The organism is Thauera butanivorans, from assembly GCF_048398245.1.
In the GTDB taxonomy this organism is placed as follows: domain Bacteria; phylum Pseudomonadota; class Gammaproteobacteria; order Burkholderiales; family Rhodocyclaceae; genus Thauera; species Thauera butanivorans.
Genome location: NZ_CP183038.1, coordinates 845,251 through 860,583, shown reverse-complemented (window position 1 = coordinate 860,583; position 15,333 = coordinate 845,251). Strand labels below are relative to the sequence as shown.

The window sequence follows — 15,333 nt, the reverse complement described above, 5'->3', positions numbered from 1 at the left end:
TTCGCAGGCACCCGACCCACGGCCACGACTGCGACCAAATCTTGAAGAAAGCTTGAAGGAATCATGACCATGTCCGCACCCGAACAACTGCCCGAGATCGACAACGGCCTGCTGCGCTTCCTGACCTGCGGCAGCGTCGACGACGGCAAGAGCACCCTGATCGGCCGCCTGCTGTTCGACAGCAAGACCATCCTCGCCGACACCCTCAACGCCATCGAGAAGACCTCGGCCAAGCGCGGCATGAGCGCGGTCGACCTGTCGCTGCTCACCGACGGCCTGCAGGCCGAGCGCGAGCAAGGCATCACCATCGACGTCGCCTACCGCTACTTCTCCACCGGCCGGCGCAAGTACATCATCGCCGACGCCCCCGGCCACGAGCAGTACACCCGCAACATGGTCACCGCGGCCTCCACCGCCAACCTGGCCATCATCCTGGTCGATGCGCGCAAGGGCGTGCTGACCCAGACCCGCCGCCACTCCTACCTCGCCAGCCTGGTCGGCATCCCGCACCTGCTGGTCGCGGTCAACAAGATGGACCTGGTCGACTACGACCAGGCGGTGTTCGAGCGCATCAAGGCCGACTACCTCGCCTTCGCCGACAAGCTCGGCATCGAGGACGTGCGCTTCATCCCGATCTCGGCACTGGCCGGCGACATGATCGTCGACCGCGGCGAGCGCCTGGGCTGGTACGACGGCCCCACCCTGCTCGACATCCTCGAGAACGCCCCCGCCGCCCACACCGAGCAGGCCGAGGACTTCCGCTTCCCGGTGCAGTTCGTCTGCCGCCCGCAGGATTCGGCCAACCCCGAACTGCACGACTACCGCGGCTTCATGGGCCGGGTCGAATCGGGCGAGATCGCCGTCGGCGACGCCGTCACGGTGCTGCCCTCGGGTGCCACCAGCAAGGTCAGGCGGATCGAGATCGGCGGCGTGCCGCTGGAGCGCGCGATCCACGAACAGTCGGTGGCGCTGCTGCTGGAAGACGAGATCGACATCTCGCGCGGCGACCTCATCGTCAAGTCCGCCGAAGCGCCCGAGCCGGTCAAGCAGATCGACGCCACCATCTGCTGGCTGGCCGAAGCGCCGCTGTCGCCGGCGCGCACCTACCTCGTGCGCCACACCACGCGCGAAGTGAAGGCCAAGCTCGCCAGGATCGACTACCGCCTGGACGTGAACACGCTGGAACGGGAAGCCGCCACCGGCCTGGCGATGAACGACATCGCCCGCGTCACGCTCAAGCTCGCCCAGCCCATCGTCGCCGACCGCTATGCGGACAACCGCGCCACCGGCGCCTTCATCATCATCGACGAGAGCACCAACAACACCGTCGGCGCCGGGATGATCGGATAAGCCAAGCCAAGCCGGGCCGCGTAGTCAACCGAGCCTCGGGCCTTTGCCCCGATACGCGGGGCCATCGACAATGCCGGTGGCCCCGCGTCCTTTTTCAAATCTCCGCAACCGCCATGCCTGATCGTCCTGCCGTCGACACCGCCCGCACCCGCCTCGACAAATGGCTGTGGGCCGCCCGTTTCTTCAAGCATCGCACCGCGGCGACGGAAGCGGTGGATGGCGGCAAGGTCAAGCTCAACGGCCTCGCGGCCAAGCCCGCGCGCGAGGTCAAGCCCGGCGACCGCATCGACGTCACGATCGGCGAGGAAACACGTACCGTCGTCGTGCGGGCGATCGCCGACAAGCGCGGCTCCGCCGCCATCGCGCAGACCTTGTACGAAGAAACCCCGGAAAGCGCCGAACGACGCGAGAAGGCGCGAGACCTGCGCAAGCTCGCCGCCACGCCGGGCGCCGACCTGCACGGCCGCCCGACCAAGCGCGACCGCCGCCGGATCGACCGTTTCAGCGGGCTCTAGAGCGCCGGCGGCTCACGCCCGCGCACGTTCAACGTTCAAAAAAAGAAGCAGGATCAGGCGCTTGCCCTTGGTACGGAAAACAATTGCGCGACCTGCGCCATGGGCAGGAACAAGCGCAACGGTGTTTGCTGGAAGGGCAGAAAATCGAAATGCCTGTAGAAGCTCTCCGCCTGCTGATCCTTGGCATCGACGATCACGGCCATTGCACCCACATGCTGCGCACCTTCAAAACTGCGCCGCAACGCATCGACCAGCAGGAATTGCCCGGCGCCCCGACCGCGGACGAACCTATCCACGGCCAGGCGCCCCAGCAGGGTCACGGGCAGATGGTCATAACGGGGCAACTTCCTGGCCAATGCGGGCGGCAGTTCCGCGATGGGAATCAGGGAGGCCGACAGCGAATAAAAGCCGCGCACCACGCGGTTGTCATCGAGCAGGACAAAAGTAGCCGCGACATGCCGCTGCATGTCCTGCCGGGCTTGCAGCTTGAGATAGCGGTTCAATGCCTCGTTGCCGCAATCGAAAGCCGAGCGCTCGTGCGCTCTCTCAAGGGGCACAATGGCCTGAAGCGTGAGAGAGAGGGACAATCACACTCCCGTTTGCTGGCGGTAGCGTTCCACGGCGCTGCGCAAACGCGTGCCGGGCGGTGCCGGATTCAGAATCGCCGCGACAAAGGCCGCTTGTTCGGTGCGCGTCAGGCGGATCAACTCATGCTCCTGCACGATGCGCGTAGCGGCTTCCTGCGTACTCTCGATCACCAGCTCGCTCAAGGTTCGCCCGGTCAGTGCCGCCGCACGCTGGAACAATTCCTTCTGTGCGCCGGACACGCGCGCCTCCAGCCGAGCATTACGGGCCTTGTCAGTGGTTTCTGGCGTGTGCTGCATGGTGTTCCTTGATGCTGTTCGAGGATGAATGGCCTTCTTATGTACGCCACCTGTCCGTACGAGTCAAGCGCAAAAAAGTCAACCTACGCCAACACCACCGGCACCGTGCGCCAGCCGCCGACCGGAGACACCGCCCGTTCGGCCGCCTGCCGTGGATCGAGCACGATCGACGAGCTTGCGGTCAGCAGTTCCTGCAAGGCGATGCGCAGCTCCAGCGTTGCCAGCAAGCGCCCGGGGCATACGTGCCTGCCGATGCCGTACACCAGATTCCGGCTGGCGTTGCGCGCCGGGTCCAAGGCGTCCGGGTCGCCGAAAACCGCCTCGTCCCGGTTTGCGGAAGTCCAGTTCAGCTTCACGCGCGCGCCTTGCGGCAACGCCACGCCGCCGATCGTCACCGGACAGGTCGTCACGCGGCGATTGGACACGAAAGGATCGTCGATCCGAAGAATCTCGTCGATGAGGGCATCGAGCTCGGCCTCGGGAACGCCCGAGCGCAGGCGATCCTGCAGTTCAGGATGCGTCGCCAGGTAATGGAGCAGCACGCCGACACACTGCGCGATGGAACCCAGGTCTCCGCCCGTCCAGTTCCGCAGCACCGACACGATCTCCGCATCGGTCAGCGGCCGGCCATTTACTTCGGTACGCATCAGCCGGGCAGTGACATCATCAGCATCGGCGCCACCCTCGCGCCCGGCACTGCGGCGCGGCTCCAGCACGCAGCGGATCAGCTCGTCGAAAGCCTCCGCCACCTTCAGCGTCCACGACTTGTCGCCCGAGCGCGTCGCGGCATGGTTCTCGGCAACCCAGGTCACGAGACGATCCTCGAGATCGGCCGGCCAGCCCAGCCACGCGCTTTGCGCCCGCACGGCAAAGCGCACGCCCACCTCGGACACCGCGTCGACGGCAACGCCCCGCGGCAGCGACGCCACCAGATCGGCCGCCACCCGGCGGAATTCCTCATGGAAAGGAGCCAGCGCCTCCGGGGTGAGGAAGCGGTCGAGGGCCTGCCGGTATGCCGTGTGCTCGGCCGCATCCAGACCGTTCGGGATCTGCAGATGGCTCGACACCGCGCTGGAAAACCGCTCATCGTCCAGCGCCGCCTCCACCACCAGTCCGTGCCTCAGCAGCACCCACTCGCCATGGATGTTGCGCACCACCCCGTGCCGGGGACGCAACGTGTCGGTGTAGGCCCTCAAGTCCCTGCCGGCGGCAGACAGGTCGTCAGGCATGTGATCGCTCATTCTCATTCCCCCCTTTTGCCCCGGGCAGACGGCGGCCGATACCCGGATCATTGGAACAAGCAGCCTCGCCGATGGCTCGAGGGGGTATTCTAGCGTCAGCCTGGCCGGCGGGAGCGGGCCTGCCCGAGCACCCGCGCACCAAGTTCAATGGGCGGCAAACACTTCGTCCAGCGTGCGTGCATCCAGGATGTTGTCGGCCCAGCGTTCGAGTTCGGCGCTGGACGCATTCTGTAGACGCTCCACGGTCCGGGCGTCAAGCGGGCCGAAGCGGCGGGAGAGCTGGCGGGTGAGCATGGCAAGTTCGCCTTGCTGCATGCCTTGCTGAATTCCCTGTGCCATTCCCTGCTGCCGGCCTTGGGTCAGCAATCGCTCTGTCAATCCAGCCATGTTCCGGTTCTCCTGCGGGTAGCATTCGGCATAAAGCCGGCGTTCATTATCGTCAAGGGCACTGTAGATGTCGACGAAGTCCATGTATTTGAGGCGTTTTTCGATACTCGGTTCAAGCGTCAACAGACCCCGGATGGCCTGGGCGTAAACTTCGATCTTCTTGTCCCGCGGCCAGTTCATGTTGGGCAGGTTGAGCCGGGCGACCAGGTTGGGGCTGTCCAGCCAATCGTCGGCCGGGGTGTCGGCAAGTACGCAGGCGATGTAGTGGAAGCGCAGATAGGAGGTGTGCTCGCCGCCCAGCTCCAGGCGTTTGCGGATGCGCGTGCCGCTACGCAGAAATATCACCACCGGCACCACACGATCGGTTTTGCACGTTTCGGCCAGGCTGGCGCAGTAGATCGCCAACCGATGGATGGAAAAGCGCGCCGGATCGCTTTCTTCCTCCAGTACGAACAGCAGCGCCTCGCGCCGGCCGTCAGGCCATTCCACCAGCAGCGGCACGTCCAGTTCGTGGAAGCGGTCGCCCAGGCGCTCCTTGAGCTGTTCCTGCCGAATCGGGGTGATGCGCACGCTGTCATCGATGCCCTGTGCTTCGGCCGGGGCGAAGAACTCCAGCGCCTGGCGCGGGTAGTCGAGGATCAGGTTCTTGAAGTTCTGGTCGTGGCTCGATGGCGGCATCGCATCACCCCGTTTTCATGACAAACGGGATTATATGCAAAAAGACTGGAACCTGGCGATGCACCTCTGCGGACTGCCATGCGGCACTATTTCTGTTACCAGCGCCGAAAGCGCGAATCGATCGGAATTTCTGAGCAAGCGCACACCAAGTTCAATGGGCGGCAAACACTTCGTCCAGCGTACGTGCATCCAGGATGTTGTCGGCCCAGCGTTCGAGTTCGGCGCTGGACGCATTCTGCAGACGCTCCACGGTCCGGGCGTCGAGCGGGCCGAAGCGGCGGGAGAGCTGGCGGGTGAGCATGGCAAGTTCGCCTTGCTGCATGCCTTGTGCCATTCCCTGCTGCCGGCCCTGGGTCAGCAATCGCTCTGTCAATCCAGCCATGTTCCGGTTCTCCTGCGGGTAGCGCTCGGTATAAAGCCGACGTTCATTATCGTCAAGGGCACTGTAGATGTCGACGAAGTCCATGTATTTGAGGCGTTTTTCGATTTCCGGTTCAAGCGTCAACAGACCCCGGATGGCCTGGGCGTAAACTTCGATCTTCTTGTCCCGCGGCCAGTGCATATTGGGCAGATTGAGCCGCGCAACCAGGTTGCCGCTGTCCATGTGAGGCTCGGCCGAGATGTCGGCGAGCGTGCAGGCAAGGTAATCGAAGCGCAGATAGGCATGCTGCTCGCTGCCCAGCTCCAGGCGTTTGCGGATGCGCCCGCTGCTGCGCAGGAAGATCACCACCGGCACCACGCGGTCGGTCTTGCACAGCTCGGCCAGATCGAGGCAGTAATGGCCGAGGCGATGGATGGAAAAGCGCGCCGGATCGCTTTCCTCCTCCAGCACGAACAGCAGCGCCTCGCGCCGGCCGTCGGGCCATTCCACCAGCAGCGGCACGTCCAGTTCGTGGAAGCGGTCACCCAGCCGCTCCTTGAGCTGTTCCTGGCGAATCGGGGTGATGCGCACGCTGTCATCGATGCCCTGCGCTTCGGCCGGGGCGAAGAACTCCAGCGCCTGGCGCGGGTAGTCGAGGATCAGGTTCTTGAAGTTCTGGTCGTGGCTCGATGGCGGCATCGCATCACCCCGTTTTCATGACAAACGGGATTATATGCAAAAAGAATGAAGTCTGGCGATGCGCCTCTGCGGGCTGCCACGCGGCACTTTCCACCACATTGCTGCCCGCGCGCCAGGCGGTGGCCAGCAGGTACAGCGCCGTCAGCGTGGCCAATGCGGCGGGGCGCGGCATTTTCAGCACGCGCAGCACCAGCGGCCAGAGCCCGCGTACTATCAGCCAACTGAACCGCACGCCAATGCAAGAGAACTGTCATTGGAACGGTAGGTCCGTTCTGTAATCTGTCGGGTACCCTACGGAAGCAACTCGGCCAGACCCGACGTTGGGCTGAGGTCGAGCGAACGGTAGCAATGGGATCTACAGCAGACGTTCAATACGCTTGCCCCGTGAACTGTTGGTGCGCAGCTTTCCGAAGCAAATTGAATCTAAGCCGCGTTGCCGCGAGAATGTCGTCGCCCCGCAATTGATGAGGTTATCACCGTGAGCGTAGACATTACCCCGCAAGAGGCGATGAGGCGCCTGGAACAGCATTTCGGCTCTCGCGAGGGAATGCTCACTCACACGCTTAGCATGTTGTCAATGTCCGGGCAGCCGACGGACATCACCTTCTACCGGCGAAAACCAATCCTGGATGTCCGGGTCAGCACGAAGCTGGGCGCCGCTAGGCTGTATGGTCTGGAGAATCGTCTCCCGAGGCTGTTGAGCTGCATAGGGTTCTCGAACGGTGCCATCGCGGACCTCAACGAGATTTGGACTGTGAATCCCATGCCGATGGAAGGGTTCTCTCAGGCGGAATTGGACGCCGTCGACCTTGCGCAGGGAGAGAATCGCATCGGACCGGGCGGCGAGACGCTAAGGGAGATGATCCGCAATACGTATCATTGCAAAAGCAGGTCTGAAGTCGATTACTTTCTACGCCGGTGGATCGCCTCCTAGAGCTGCAGAGGTGAAGCTTATGGCTGCTGCGGCTCGCCTTGATTTCGACGCATAGAGTCGCGGAGCCGTGCTGGCATTTGCCACTGTGGCGGCGGAGGGTTCAGTTTCAACTCGGCGATAAGCGCGCGCTGATCCTGGAGCTCCTTTCGTCCGCGTGGACCGAGCCCACTCTCATATGGCAGCAGGCGCGCCATCTCGGCCTCGGCTTCCTTGAACGCCCCGCAGTAGGCAAGAACGACGGCATACTGGCTGCGGATGGGGATGACGCGGCCTGCCAGCTTCAGGCCCAGAATGGTGGGCATCAAATTTCGCTCGATGACGTCCCGCGCGCCGATGTAGTCGTGCCGCTCGACGAAGTCGTCGACCAACTCCTGACCGACTCTCACGAACGAGTCTAAGGAGTGCGCCATCGAGTAGAATTTCAGTGCATGGACGTGGGCAAGGCCGGGATGATTTCCCATGGCCTTGATCGCCTTCGCCTGCAGATCAAGAGAATCCGCGAGGTGCTTGAGATCGTCGGTATGGCTGTGATCGCCTTTCAGAAGAGGGAATATCTTGTCCGGATTCTGCCCCATCACGTCGGCGAGCGTGAGGCCAAGCAGGTCGTAGTACTCGACGATCAGATCGAGCGTCGCAGTAACGCAGTCGTCCATCATCCCAAGTTCGAAGAGCGCATGCGCATAGTTGTACTTTGCCACGCGAAGGTGCTGCGGCGTTTGGGGCAGCAGGCGGCTGAGCTCGTTCATCGTCGTCTTTACGGTGGCAACGTCTTTCGCACGAGCGGCAAAGATCATGCGCTTCATGCCAACGGCGAGGCGTTCCGATAGCCCGAGATCGTTCTGACGCACCAGTTCGTCCATCCGATCGAGCATGTTGCGGATGTCGGCGTTATCGCCGTCCTTGAAATGAGCAAAGACCAGCCCGTCCAACGCCCAAAACCGATCCTCCGCAGGGACCTCTTCTGATGCAGCGACCTGATGCAGATACTCGGAAATTTCGTCCATGTAGCCCAACTCATGGAAGATTTCGTCAGTCGCCATTTCGACAAGGGGCTTGATGTTGCCGAGCGCAACGAACATCCGCAGCAGCAGGAAGACGCGCTGACGATCGTGATCCCTGGGAAGCGCGGCCATGAGGAGATCGCGGATCGCCTCTTGCGCCTTCCGGACGAATTCAGCTCCGCAAACATCGAGGTGACCGCGACCCAGCGGCCTCATGGCATCGTGGACCTTGAAGCGGTCGTCCCCAAAGATCTGGATCGCGCCACTCAAGCGCAATCGTCGAAATGCGGCGGCTGCCGCAGGCTTTTCCAGCCCGAAGGTTGCCTTCAGGACGTCGCTGGCTTCGGATTGATTGAGAGGGACGTCGCTGAGGCTGAGCCCGGCGACGGCACGGCGCTCGTCATCATTGTAGCCGTCGAATACGTCAGCGAGGATCAGTTCCTGAGCGGTCTCGACGATGTGCGTGCGTTCCTCGAGAGCTGCGCAGAGCCGGTCTACCTCTCCGTCGTAATTATCGGCCGCGATCTTCAGCGCGTTTTGCGTATAGAGCGGCAACCCGCCCGTCAGCTTCAGCAGCCGCTCATAGGCCGAATAGTCACCTCGACATCCAAGGGACGAACCTTCTGCGGCGGCGGTTTCGTTGGTCCAGCCAAGAAGCGGTTCCGCCTGAACGCCGAGCGTTGCCTCGATGCGAGCGACTGCGGTGTTCGGCTGTGCCAGCAAAACGAAATGCAGATGTGGTGACACCTCGATCAGCGCGACCAGGTCGGCTGCCGGTACGCGGTGCGCGTTATCCAGCACCAGGGTCGCCGTGAGGTTGCTTTCCGCAAGGTGGCGCCCGATTGCGAAGAGGATTTCCGTCCCGGTGGCGCCGGGCAACAGGATCTCGCCGAGCTTGCCGCCGGTCTTCCCGAATAAGCGTGCCGCGAGTTCGCGGGCGACAGCGCTGGCTAGGGCCGGTCCGGAGATGTCCGCCACGTCGTAATAGGCCAGCCTATCGCTCGTATGCAGGGCCGTCTGGGAGACCCAAGAGGATTTGCCGGCTCCCGAGAAGCCGGTGACCAGTCGCACTCGATGCGTCGTGACGAGTGGCGGTTCCTTATCCTGAGGCCGGTATCTAAGGGGCGGTGCCGGAAAGTCCTGTAGTTGTATCACCAACTGCTCGAAGAGCGCTGGGAGGTCATGCACGACGAAGGTGTGATTAGCGTTCGGCTCGATGCCCGCAGCGGCTGCCATGATTCGGCCCGCTAGCTTCCAGACCAGCGTTTCCGGCGCCAGGATCGAAAAAGGCAACGTATTGGCTGCGGCGCGGCAGGCGGCGAAGCCGCCGGAGACATCATCCCATGGTGCGGGAAGCGACTGCTCTGCCGCGGGCATTTTGCCGGGCCAGAACAATGGGACGTCAGACGGCCAGGCTTCGCTCCTGAGCCTTTCAGATAATTCCGGACCGGGCGGACTGTTCGAAACGATCGCGAATTCAGCTGTGCCGCTCCTGCGGCCGTCCTTATGCTCGGTCCTGATCGCATCGAACCGCGAAAGAGCGCCGCTGATGTCACTGAAAATCAGATGCGAGCGGCGGGTCTTGATCTGCGCGTAGATGCGTTTGTCCGGGAGCACCAGTTCCACGTCTTCGTCATTCTCGACGACGATGTGGGTAACGCCGGCGCTGGCGGCCCGAAACAGGCACGCCACGGCATAGAGATGTTGGTAGAGGAAGCCACGATGAACAGATTCGATCCGGGCGAGTTGACGGCTATCCAGATTGTATCTTTCGATTTGCTTTGTGCTAGCCACAGACTCAACTTTCATCGGCATCCTTATCGGTGGGCGATTCCTCGATGATCGCGATGGCGGCGATAACCTTGAAGTCAGACCTACGCCCCAACCGAATCATATAGGAAGGCATTTTCGTCACGCGGTTACCCTCGCAGACCGAAGCCGCTCAATCTGGTTGTAATTGATAACTGCCGGGTCCGCGCCGATAACGGGAAACCGGCTGACGACATAGTGGACGACCCGCTCCAGGCCCAACTTATCTTTGAGCAATTGCTCGCGCCCGAGCTCCTTTTTCAATGCTCTTGCATAGTAACTGACAAGCCGTCGATTGTATCGAACGAACAGATCGCGCTCCGTTTCAATCTTTGAGAAGTCGATCCAATTGTTCTTGCACTGAATGTTGAAAATGACGCCCTGGTCGGTCGCGACGACGTCAAATTCCTTTCGGTTGATGCGCTTGATATCCCTCACTTGGAACCCCATCCGGCTCAGATCTCGCTTCACCATGTCCTCGAATATGAAACCAGCGTGAATCTGGAAGCGGCGGCGGCTCCCTAAGTGGACATTCTTGAAAGAATACAGCAACCGCGACAGCAGGTTGATATTCGACACCACTCGGTCGCCGAGATCCAGAAAAGGTTGATAGGCATTCGTATTGGTTGCGTAGTCTGATGGCTCGTTCACAAGAAGCCGTTCCAGCTCTTCTGGATCGAGTTCATTTTGAGCGCGGAGTATCGCGAGAAACTTCGTCTTGTCGATCTCGACGAAATACTCATCCCGTGCATGGCGGGCAAAAGCGATCACCAGCATGCCCATCGCCGAGAAATCAGAGTCCTTCAGCCCGAACGCCTCATAGGTCGCACCAATAAGTTTGATAGAGTTGCGCAGCTCTGCCGTCGAAAAGATCTTTCTGGGATCGAGAGGCTCCATCACCGGCCTGACGATTTGACCGCCGCGCAGCTCTTCCATCACATGAATGGATGCGCGCTCCGGCTCGAGAAAGTAATCGTCCAGTGTATCAAAGCCGTGGCTCGCCATCGCCCCGATGTCATCGACCTCAAGTGTGAAGTCTGGTAGCGCATCGAGCAGCGCCAGCTTGTGATGGAAACCGGTGATGGCGGTGCAACTGTGCTCGATCTGCGGCAAGAGCACGGTCAGCGCGTCATATGGCTTGAGGACCTCGGCGCCCGCGCACGCGTAAGGCATGGTGTAGAGAAGTGAGACGATGTGGCGCCGGCGCGATTGAAAGTAATCGACCGCACCTCTGATCGTATCGAGCGTGATCGCTGGCCTATGACCACCTTGGTCATGCTGTGCGAATGCGTTCCCGATCGCGCTCGCGTAGAGCATGATCCTAGTAAATCGCCCGATCACCGCAGGTTCGAAATGGTGGGTGAGCGCATTTCGCACCGCCAACCATGTCGGACCGGGATTGGCCAGAAACCCGCCATCCAGGCGGATGGTGTAGAGCCAGTCCCGCAGTCGCTTATCGGATATGCCAAACTGAGGCAGGTTGATGAATTCCTCTACACCCCGGATCGTCTCGTGCCAAGCCGCCACAGCATTATCGCGTCGATACCGGGCCAGCATGGCGAGCACGCCACCCCCATGTGCCGCAAGCTGGCTCTTGATCAGCGCCTTCGCCTCGTCTCCTTTGATCACCCGTTTCGCGCTCATCCCTATCCCCTTGGCCCGCTCATTCTCACTGCGTCGCCAATGATCTCAAATCTACCCCGCTCATCAACGATGACAATCTGGCCGCGCAGAATCTGAATCGCGCCCGTGATCGGACAGCTGAAGGACGACTGTGTAGCTGCATCTCGGGCGGGTTGGCGTGGGCCGCACTCCGCATGGGGTGCGATGCTCGGACGTCGCCCGGCATGAAGGGTCAGGCGGGCCTTGCGAGCAACCCAGGCCGCCCGTTGCCCTGGTTGCCAGTGAAGGTCTCGATGCGGGCCATCCCGTCGATGGCTGAAGGCGGATCCGAGTTCTCGATCACAATGACCTGCACGTGCTGCGCGAGGCTCGCAAGGTACTTGTAGAAGTGTTCTGCGAGTGAGGTCGCTTTGAGGTCAGCCTCGTCCTGCGACAAGTCGCCGTACTTGGACTTAAGCGGCTCGCGGTAGGTGAGCAGCGGGGTGTCGAGAACCAGGAAGCCAGGATGCGGCAGGTTGTTTTCGATGCAGTGGACGATCACCGCGACGTTGAATGCCGCGTGGAGCACCGCCCGGACCCCCTTGCCATTGGCCGCCCGGGATTTGCCGCCGACGGTTATGTCGTTGGCTTTCCCATCGAACTGGACCTTGTCAGCGTCGGGGAATTTCCAGGCCTTCAACACCGTCTTCACCGTCTCGCCGAAGTCGAACAACGTAGTTGAGTCTGGGCCGACGGCTGGCTTTTCGCCCTCGCGCCTAGTGGGCATGGCGCCGATCTCCGCCCGTCGCTCGGCCAGCTTTGCGCGCCGCTGATAGAGTTCGAGTACCTTGAGGATCGTGATGCGCTTCGAGTTGTACGTCTTGTAGCTCTCCCGAAGCGACGCTTCCTGGGGACGCAGTCCCTGGATGGACCTGTCAAGATTTTCAGTATCGGTCGTGAGCTTGGCGACGGTTTTGCGCAGTCCGGTGGCTTCGGCCTCAAGCGAGGCGATCACGTGCGCCAGTTCTCGCTGCTCACGTTCGATCTTGCGGGCTTCAGCGGCAGCGGCGGTGTGCGCGAGCGATATCTCGTCCGCTGCGTGGTTGTGTTTCTGGGCATCGGGACGAGCGCCGCAGACCGGGCAGTCCCGCCCAGCCATGGCCATCAGCACGTAACCGCCTTCCTCGATGGATTGCAGACGCTGCAGGTCAGAGGTGTAGACCGCCTGCAGCTTGGCGAAGCGTTCAAGTGTCAGCTCCAGCTCGCCGATGCGTTCTTGCAGTTCGCGGTAACGCTCGAACGTGGCACGGCGCTCAAGCACGAGGCTGTCCAGCTCGCCTTGCGCAGTCTGCAACCGTGCGAGCAAGCCGTCGGCACTTTGATCGAGTCGCTCAAGCTGTTCGTGGGTCTCTTTCTCGTCCGGAGGCTGCTCACCGAGCTCAGCATCAATCTGAGCAAGCAGTTCGTCGACCAGTTCGAGCTTCGCGGCCTTGGCGGCCTTGCGCTCCGTCTCCTTCGGGACCGTCACGGCGGCCGCATCATCTTTGCCAGTGAGGAGGAGCTTGAAGAGGTTCTGCTCGAAGGTGCGCTCTGACGGAGTTCCCGACAGATAGACAGGACTGGTCTCGGACATGATGTCGTCCTCGGCCACCACGGCGTACTTCGACAGCAGACGGATGGACAGCGAATCCTTCTTACCGTTGCCGTCACGCACAACCCACTTGTTGGCCAGGCCGATCGCATCAAGCAGTCGATGCGAGACGGTATCCGTGCGCTTGTGGTCGTGCTTCTCACGCAGCACTTCCCCATTGCCCAGGGGCGCGCCCTTGTGCAGTCCTGCATAGAGCTTGAGGTGGCCACCACGTGTCGCCCTATAGAGCGTGAAGTCGCCTTGGTCAGCCAGGGTGATGCCGAGCCAGGCACCGTCGTAAGCCGCGATCTCCTCGGTCTCAGGCAAGCTCGCGGACGCGCCCAGCATGAAGAGAATGGTCTTCGACGCAAAGGACTTCCCGGTGTTTGAGGCGCCGAAAACTATGTTCAGGCCATCGTCGAATTCCAGTTCGGCGGTCTCAACTTTCGGGCCAGTGAAAACCAGGTGGCGCAGGCGAATACCGGTCATTTCGGAAGCCTCGCAGGCATTTCTTCGACACGGAAATCAGCGGTCCAGCGTCCGATCCGGCCCGCGATCAGCGCTCGCATCTCCGCGGTCTGCATGCCCGCGAAGCGGTCCGCCATCCACTTGGCGCGCTCCTTGAGGGCAAGGGAATACGGCGCCTGCAGCAGGTCCAGGTAGCTGGGCGCGTCCTCGGTAGCGCTGAACGCGATGCCGTCCTCCGTTTCGAACACCTCGACGAGATGCACCTGCTGCATCAGGAGCAGGCTCCTCTCGACCAGTTGGCGGCGCACGAGCAACTCGCCCGCACGATTGGGGAGGTCCGGATGCAGACTTTCCGGCACGTCCTGGCCGTCGAGATCGCCGGTGTGCACGACTAGGTGATCGAGCCAGGTCATCTCCAGAAGATCGCACCGCCGCGGGTAGAAGGCCTCCAGCACCACCAGCGCCCTGATTCCCGTCTCGAGCGTGCTGTTGAAGGGGTGCGCGCCCGATGAATTGAGCTCTACCGGTCCCACGGCAGCAGCCCCTCATTCGCCAATAGGTGGCAAGTGCCTTGTTTGACCTGCGGGCCCGCGTGCTTGCCGAGCACCCCGGAAGGATGTAGGACAGCCGCCTGCTGCATCACTTGCCCGAGCCTAGTGAAGCGGCTGGCGTGCGCGCCGTGATGCACATCGACAACCCCGTGGTAGATCTCATCCCTGAAATTCTTCAGGGTCCCATCGGGCGTGGAATCCCGGTAGAACCGATCAAAGGCCACGGAATCGAAAAAGCGAGTGCGCTGGATACGCAGATGCGGGCCGATCTCTGGACAGGCGAGCGCCGCGGCAGCATCGGGGTAGGTCCCCGGGCCCTTCTCGTCGTAGACCTTGAGGAGCTGGCTGATGTATGCCGACTCGCTGGCCTGAATCTCATCGGGCACAGCGCCCCTGGGCCACGGGCCTGGATCAGCGTCAAACCATGCCACGAGCGCCGGTTTGCACGCGGGATCCTTGGCGAGGCGCGCCGCGTCGAGCCAGTCGACCCTCTTGAAATCGAACGCTCGGATCTTGGCCTCGATCTCCGGGGTCAGATTGACGACCTGGTTCTCCACGAGGTCCTTGGCAATGTAAGTATCCCACCGGTCCAGGAAGGCCTGCCTGAACTTCTCGGGATGTGCGATGTAGTCCCGCGCGTTCCGAACAAGACCGTACGGCGCGACGAAGGTGTACGCGCGCGGCAATGAAAACGCGCCGTCGGCCGAATTCTTGAAGATCTTGCCGAGTTCGACGAAGGTCGAGTGTTCGGACAGCTTTGAGCTGAGTTGCTTGCACTGGAAGTTGTCCCATGGACCTTCCAGGCGGCGGTCGGTCACGTAGCCCGTCACATCGCGTCCCATGTCGCCCGTGCCACGCCATAGCTCGTGGGCATGGTAGTCCTTGCAGCGCTGAGCGACCCAGTCGTCGACGAAATCCTCAAGCTCTGACGGCGAAAGCGCGCAGATCCGCGCGGCGTGGTTGATGCGCAAAGGTTGGTCCTCCCATGTACCGATCTATGGTTTCGTGTCGGTGTGCTGGCTGCGCAATGATACTGGGTTACTGTGACGTCGGTACGGGCGGACCTTCGGCCTGTAACGAAGGATGGCAACGGCGCTGGAAGACGCAGTCCGCACGCCAAAGCCTCGAATGTCTGCTTTCAGTGGTCAGATCCACCTCCCGCCACTTCCGCTTCGGGTCGATACGGTGAGTTCGAAGGATCGTGGCCTGCCGTTCAACTCGTA

General features: G+C 61.9%; 14 protein-coding genes. 3 read left to right on the top strand and 11 right to left on the bottom strand.

Annotated elements, in window-relative coordinates:
- Positions 1–69: 69 nt before the first annotated feature.
- Positions 70–1,350, top strand: a complete 1,281-nt coding sequence (gene cysN, locus ACNQFN_RS04135) for a sulfate adenylyltransferase subunit CysN (RefSeq protein ID WP_068638847.1) — start codon at positions 70–72, stop codon at positions 1,348–1,350.
- A 113-nt stretch (positions 1,351–1,463) separates the two neighbouring features.
- A complete protein-coding gene (locus ACNQFN_RS04130; protein ID WP_418648053.1) occupies positions 1,464–1,865 on the top strand; it encodes an RNA-binding S4 domain-containing protein in 402 nt (133 codons plus the stop codon).
- 53 nt (positions 1,866–1,918) lie between these two features.
- Here ACNQFN_RS04130 and ACNQFN_RS04125 read toward each other — a convergent pair whose 3' ends face one another.
- The 6 genes from ACNQFN_RS04125 to ACNQFN_RS04100 all read right to left on the bottom strand — a co-directional run bounded on the left by ACNQFN_RS04125 (position 1,919) and on the right by ACNQFN_RS04100 (position 6,305).
- Positions 1,919–2,452 (bottom strand): GNAT family N-acetyltransferase, encoded by a 534-nt coding sequence (locus ACNQFN_RS04125; RefSeq protein WP_418648052.1) that lies wholly within the window; start codon positions 2,450–2,452, stop codon positions 1,919–1,921.
- Complete coding sequence (locus ACNQFN_RS04120) at positions 2,453–2,749, bottom strand: DUF1778 domain-containing protein (protein WP_418648051.1); 297 nt, start codon at positions 2,747–2,749, stop codon at positions 2,453–2,455. It lies immediately after the preceding gene.
- A gap of 83 nt (positions 2,750–2,832) precedes the next feature.
- Positions 2,833–3,978, bottom strand: coding sequence for a cytochrome P450 (locus ACNQFN_RS04115; protein WP_418648050.1), 1,146 nt, complete (start codon positions 3,976–3,978; stop codon positions 2,833–2,835).
- A gap of 156 nt (positions 3,979–4,134) precedes the next feature.
- Positions 4,135–5,055 (bottom strand): DUF4351 domain-containing protein, encoded by a 921-nt coding sequence (locus ACNQFN_RS04110; protein WP_418648049.1) that lies wholly within the window; start codon positions 5,053–5,055, stop codon positions 4,135–4,137.
- 151 nt (positions 5,056–5,206) lie between these two features.
- Positions 5,207–6,115 carry a DUF4351 domain-containing protein gene (locus ACNQFN_RS04105; protein WP_418648048.1) on the bottom strand — a complete coding sequence of 303 codons (909 nt, stop codon included), beginning with the start codon at positions 6,113–6,115 and terminating at the stop codon, positions 5,207–5,209.
- Positions 6,116–6,119: 4 nt separating this feature from the next.
- The gene (locus tag ACNQFN_RS04100; RefSeq protein WP_418648047.1) at positions 6,120–6,305 is read right to left on the bottom strand and encodes a hypothetical protein; all 186 of its coding nucleotides are present in this window, start codon (positions 6,303–6,305) and stop codon (positions 6,120–6,122) included.
- A gap of 288 nt (positions 6,306–6,593) precedes the next feature.
- Here ACNQFN_RS04100 and ACNQFN_RS04095 point away from each other — a divergent pair, with 288 nt between their 5' ends.
- On the top strand, positions 6,594–7,049 hold the full coding sequence (locus ACNQFN_RS04095) for a hypothetical protein (RefSeq protein ID WP_418648046.1): 456 nt from the start codon (positions 6,594–6,596) through the stop codon (positions 7,047–7,049).
- A 17-nt stretch (positions 7,050–7,066) separates the two neighbouring features.
- Here ACNQFN_RS04095 and ACNQFN_RS04090 read toward each other — a convergent pair whose 3' ends face one another.
- From ACNQFN_RS04090 to ACNQFN_RS04070, 5 genes are all read right to left on the bottom strand, one after another.
- On the bottom strand, positions 7,067–9,859 hold the full coding sequence (locus ACNQFN_RS04090) for an ATP-binding protein (protein WP_418648045.1): 2,793 nt from the start codon (positions 9,857–9,859) through the stop codon (positions 7,067–7,069).
- A 102-nt stretch (positions 9,860–9,961) separates the two neighbouring features.
- Complete coding sequence (locus tag ACNQFN_RS04085; RefSeq protein WP_418648044.1) at positions 9,962–11,503, bottom strand: hypothetical protein; 1,542 nt, start codon at positions 11,501–11,503, stop codon at positions 9,962–9,964.
- A gap of 211 nt (positions 11,504–11,714) precedes the next feature.
- Positions 11,715–13,580 carry a hypothetical protein gene (locus tag ACNQFN_RS04080; RefSeq protein WP_418648043.1) on the bottom strand — a complete coding sequence of 622 codons (1,866 nt, stop codon included), beginning with the start codon at positions 13,578–13,580 and terminating at the stop codon, positions 11,715–11,717.
- On the bottom strand, positions 13,577–14,092 hold the full coding sequence (locus ACNQFN_RS04075) for an ABC-three component system middle component 2 (RefSeq protein ID WP_418648042.1): 516 nt from the start codon (positions 14,090–14,092) through the stop codon (positions 13,577–13,579). The genes ACNQFN_RS04080 and ACNQFN_RS04075 overlap by 4 nt, the downstream gene beginning before the upstream one ends.
- A complete protein-coding gene (locus tag ACNQFN_RS04070) occupies positions 14,080–15,081 on the bottom strand; it encodes an ABC-three component system protein (RefSeq protein WP_418648041.1) in 1,002 nt (333 codons plus the stop codon). Before ACNQFN_RS04070 ends, ACNQFN_RS04075 begins: the two co-directional genes overlap by 13 nt.
- Positions 15,082–15,333: the final 252 nt, after the last annotated feature.

Excerpts from the sequence above, each read along its gene's own strand:
- cysN (WP_068638847.1), top strand. The coding sequence starts at position 70 with ATGTCCGCACCCGAACAACTGCCCGAGATCGACAACGGCCTGCTGCGC.
- ACNQFN_RS04130 (WP_418648053.1), top strand. The coding sequence starts at position 1,464 with ATGCCTGATCGTCCTGCCGTCGACACCGCCCGCACCCGCCTCGACAAA.
- ACNQFN_RS04120 (WP_418648051.1), bottom strand. The coding sequence starts at position 2,749 with ATGCAGCACACGCCAGAAACCACTGACAAGGCCCGTAATGCTCGGCTG.
- ACNQFN_RS04115 (WP_418648050.1), bottom strand. The coding sequence starts at position 3,978 with ATGCCTGACGACCTGTCTGCCGCCGGCAGGGACTTGAGGGCCTACACC.
- ACNQFN_RS04110 (WP_418648049.1), bottom strand. The coding sequence starts at position 5,055 with ATGCCGCCATCGAGCCACGACCAGAACTTCAAGAACCTGATCCTCGAC.
- ACNQFN_RS04105 (WP_418648048.1), bottom strand. The coding sequence starts at position 6,115 with ATGCCGCCATCGAGCCACGACCAGAACTTCAAGAACCTGATCCTCGAC.
- ACNQFN_RS04090 (WP_418648045.1), bottom strand. The coding sequence starts at position 9,859 with ATGAAAGTTGAGTCTGTGGCTAGCACAAAGCAAATCGAAAGATACAAT.
- ACNQFN_RS04085 (WP_418648044.1), bottom strand. The coding sequence starts at position 11,503 with ATGAGCGCGAAACGGGTGATCAAAGGAGACGAGGCGAAGGCGCTGATC.
- ACNQFN_RS04080 (WP_418648043.1), bottom strand. The coding sequence starts at position 13,580 with ATGACCGGTATTCGCCTGCGCCACCTGGTTTTCACTGGCCCGAAAGTT.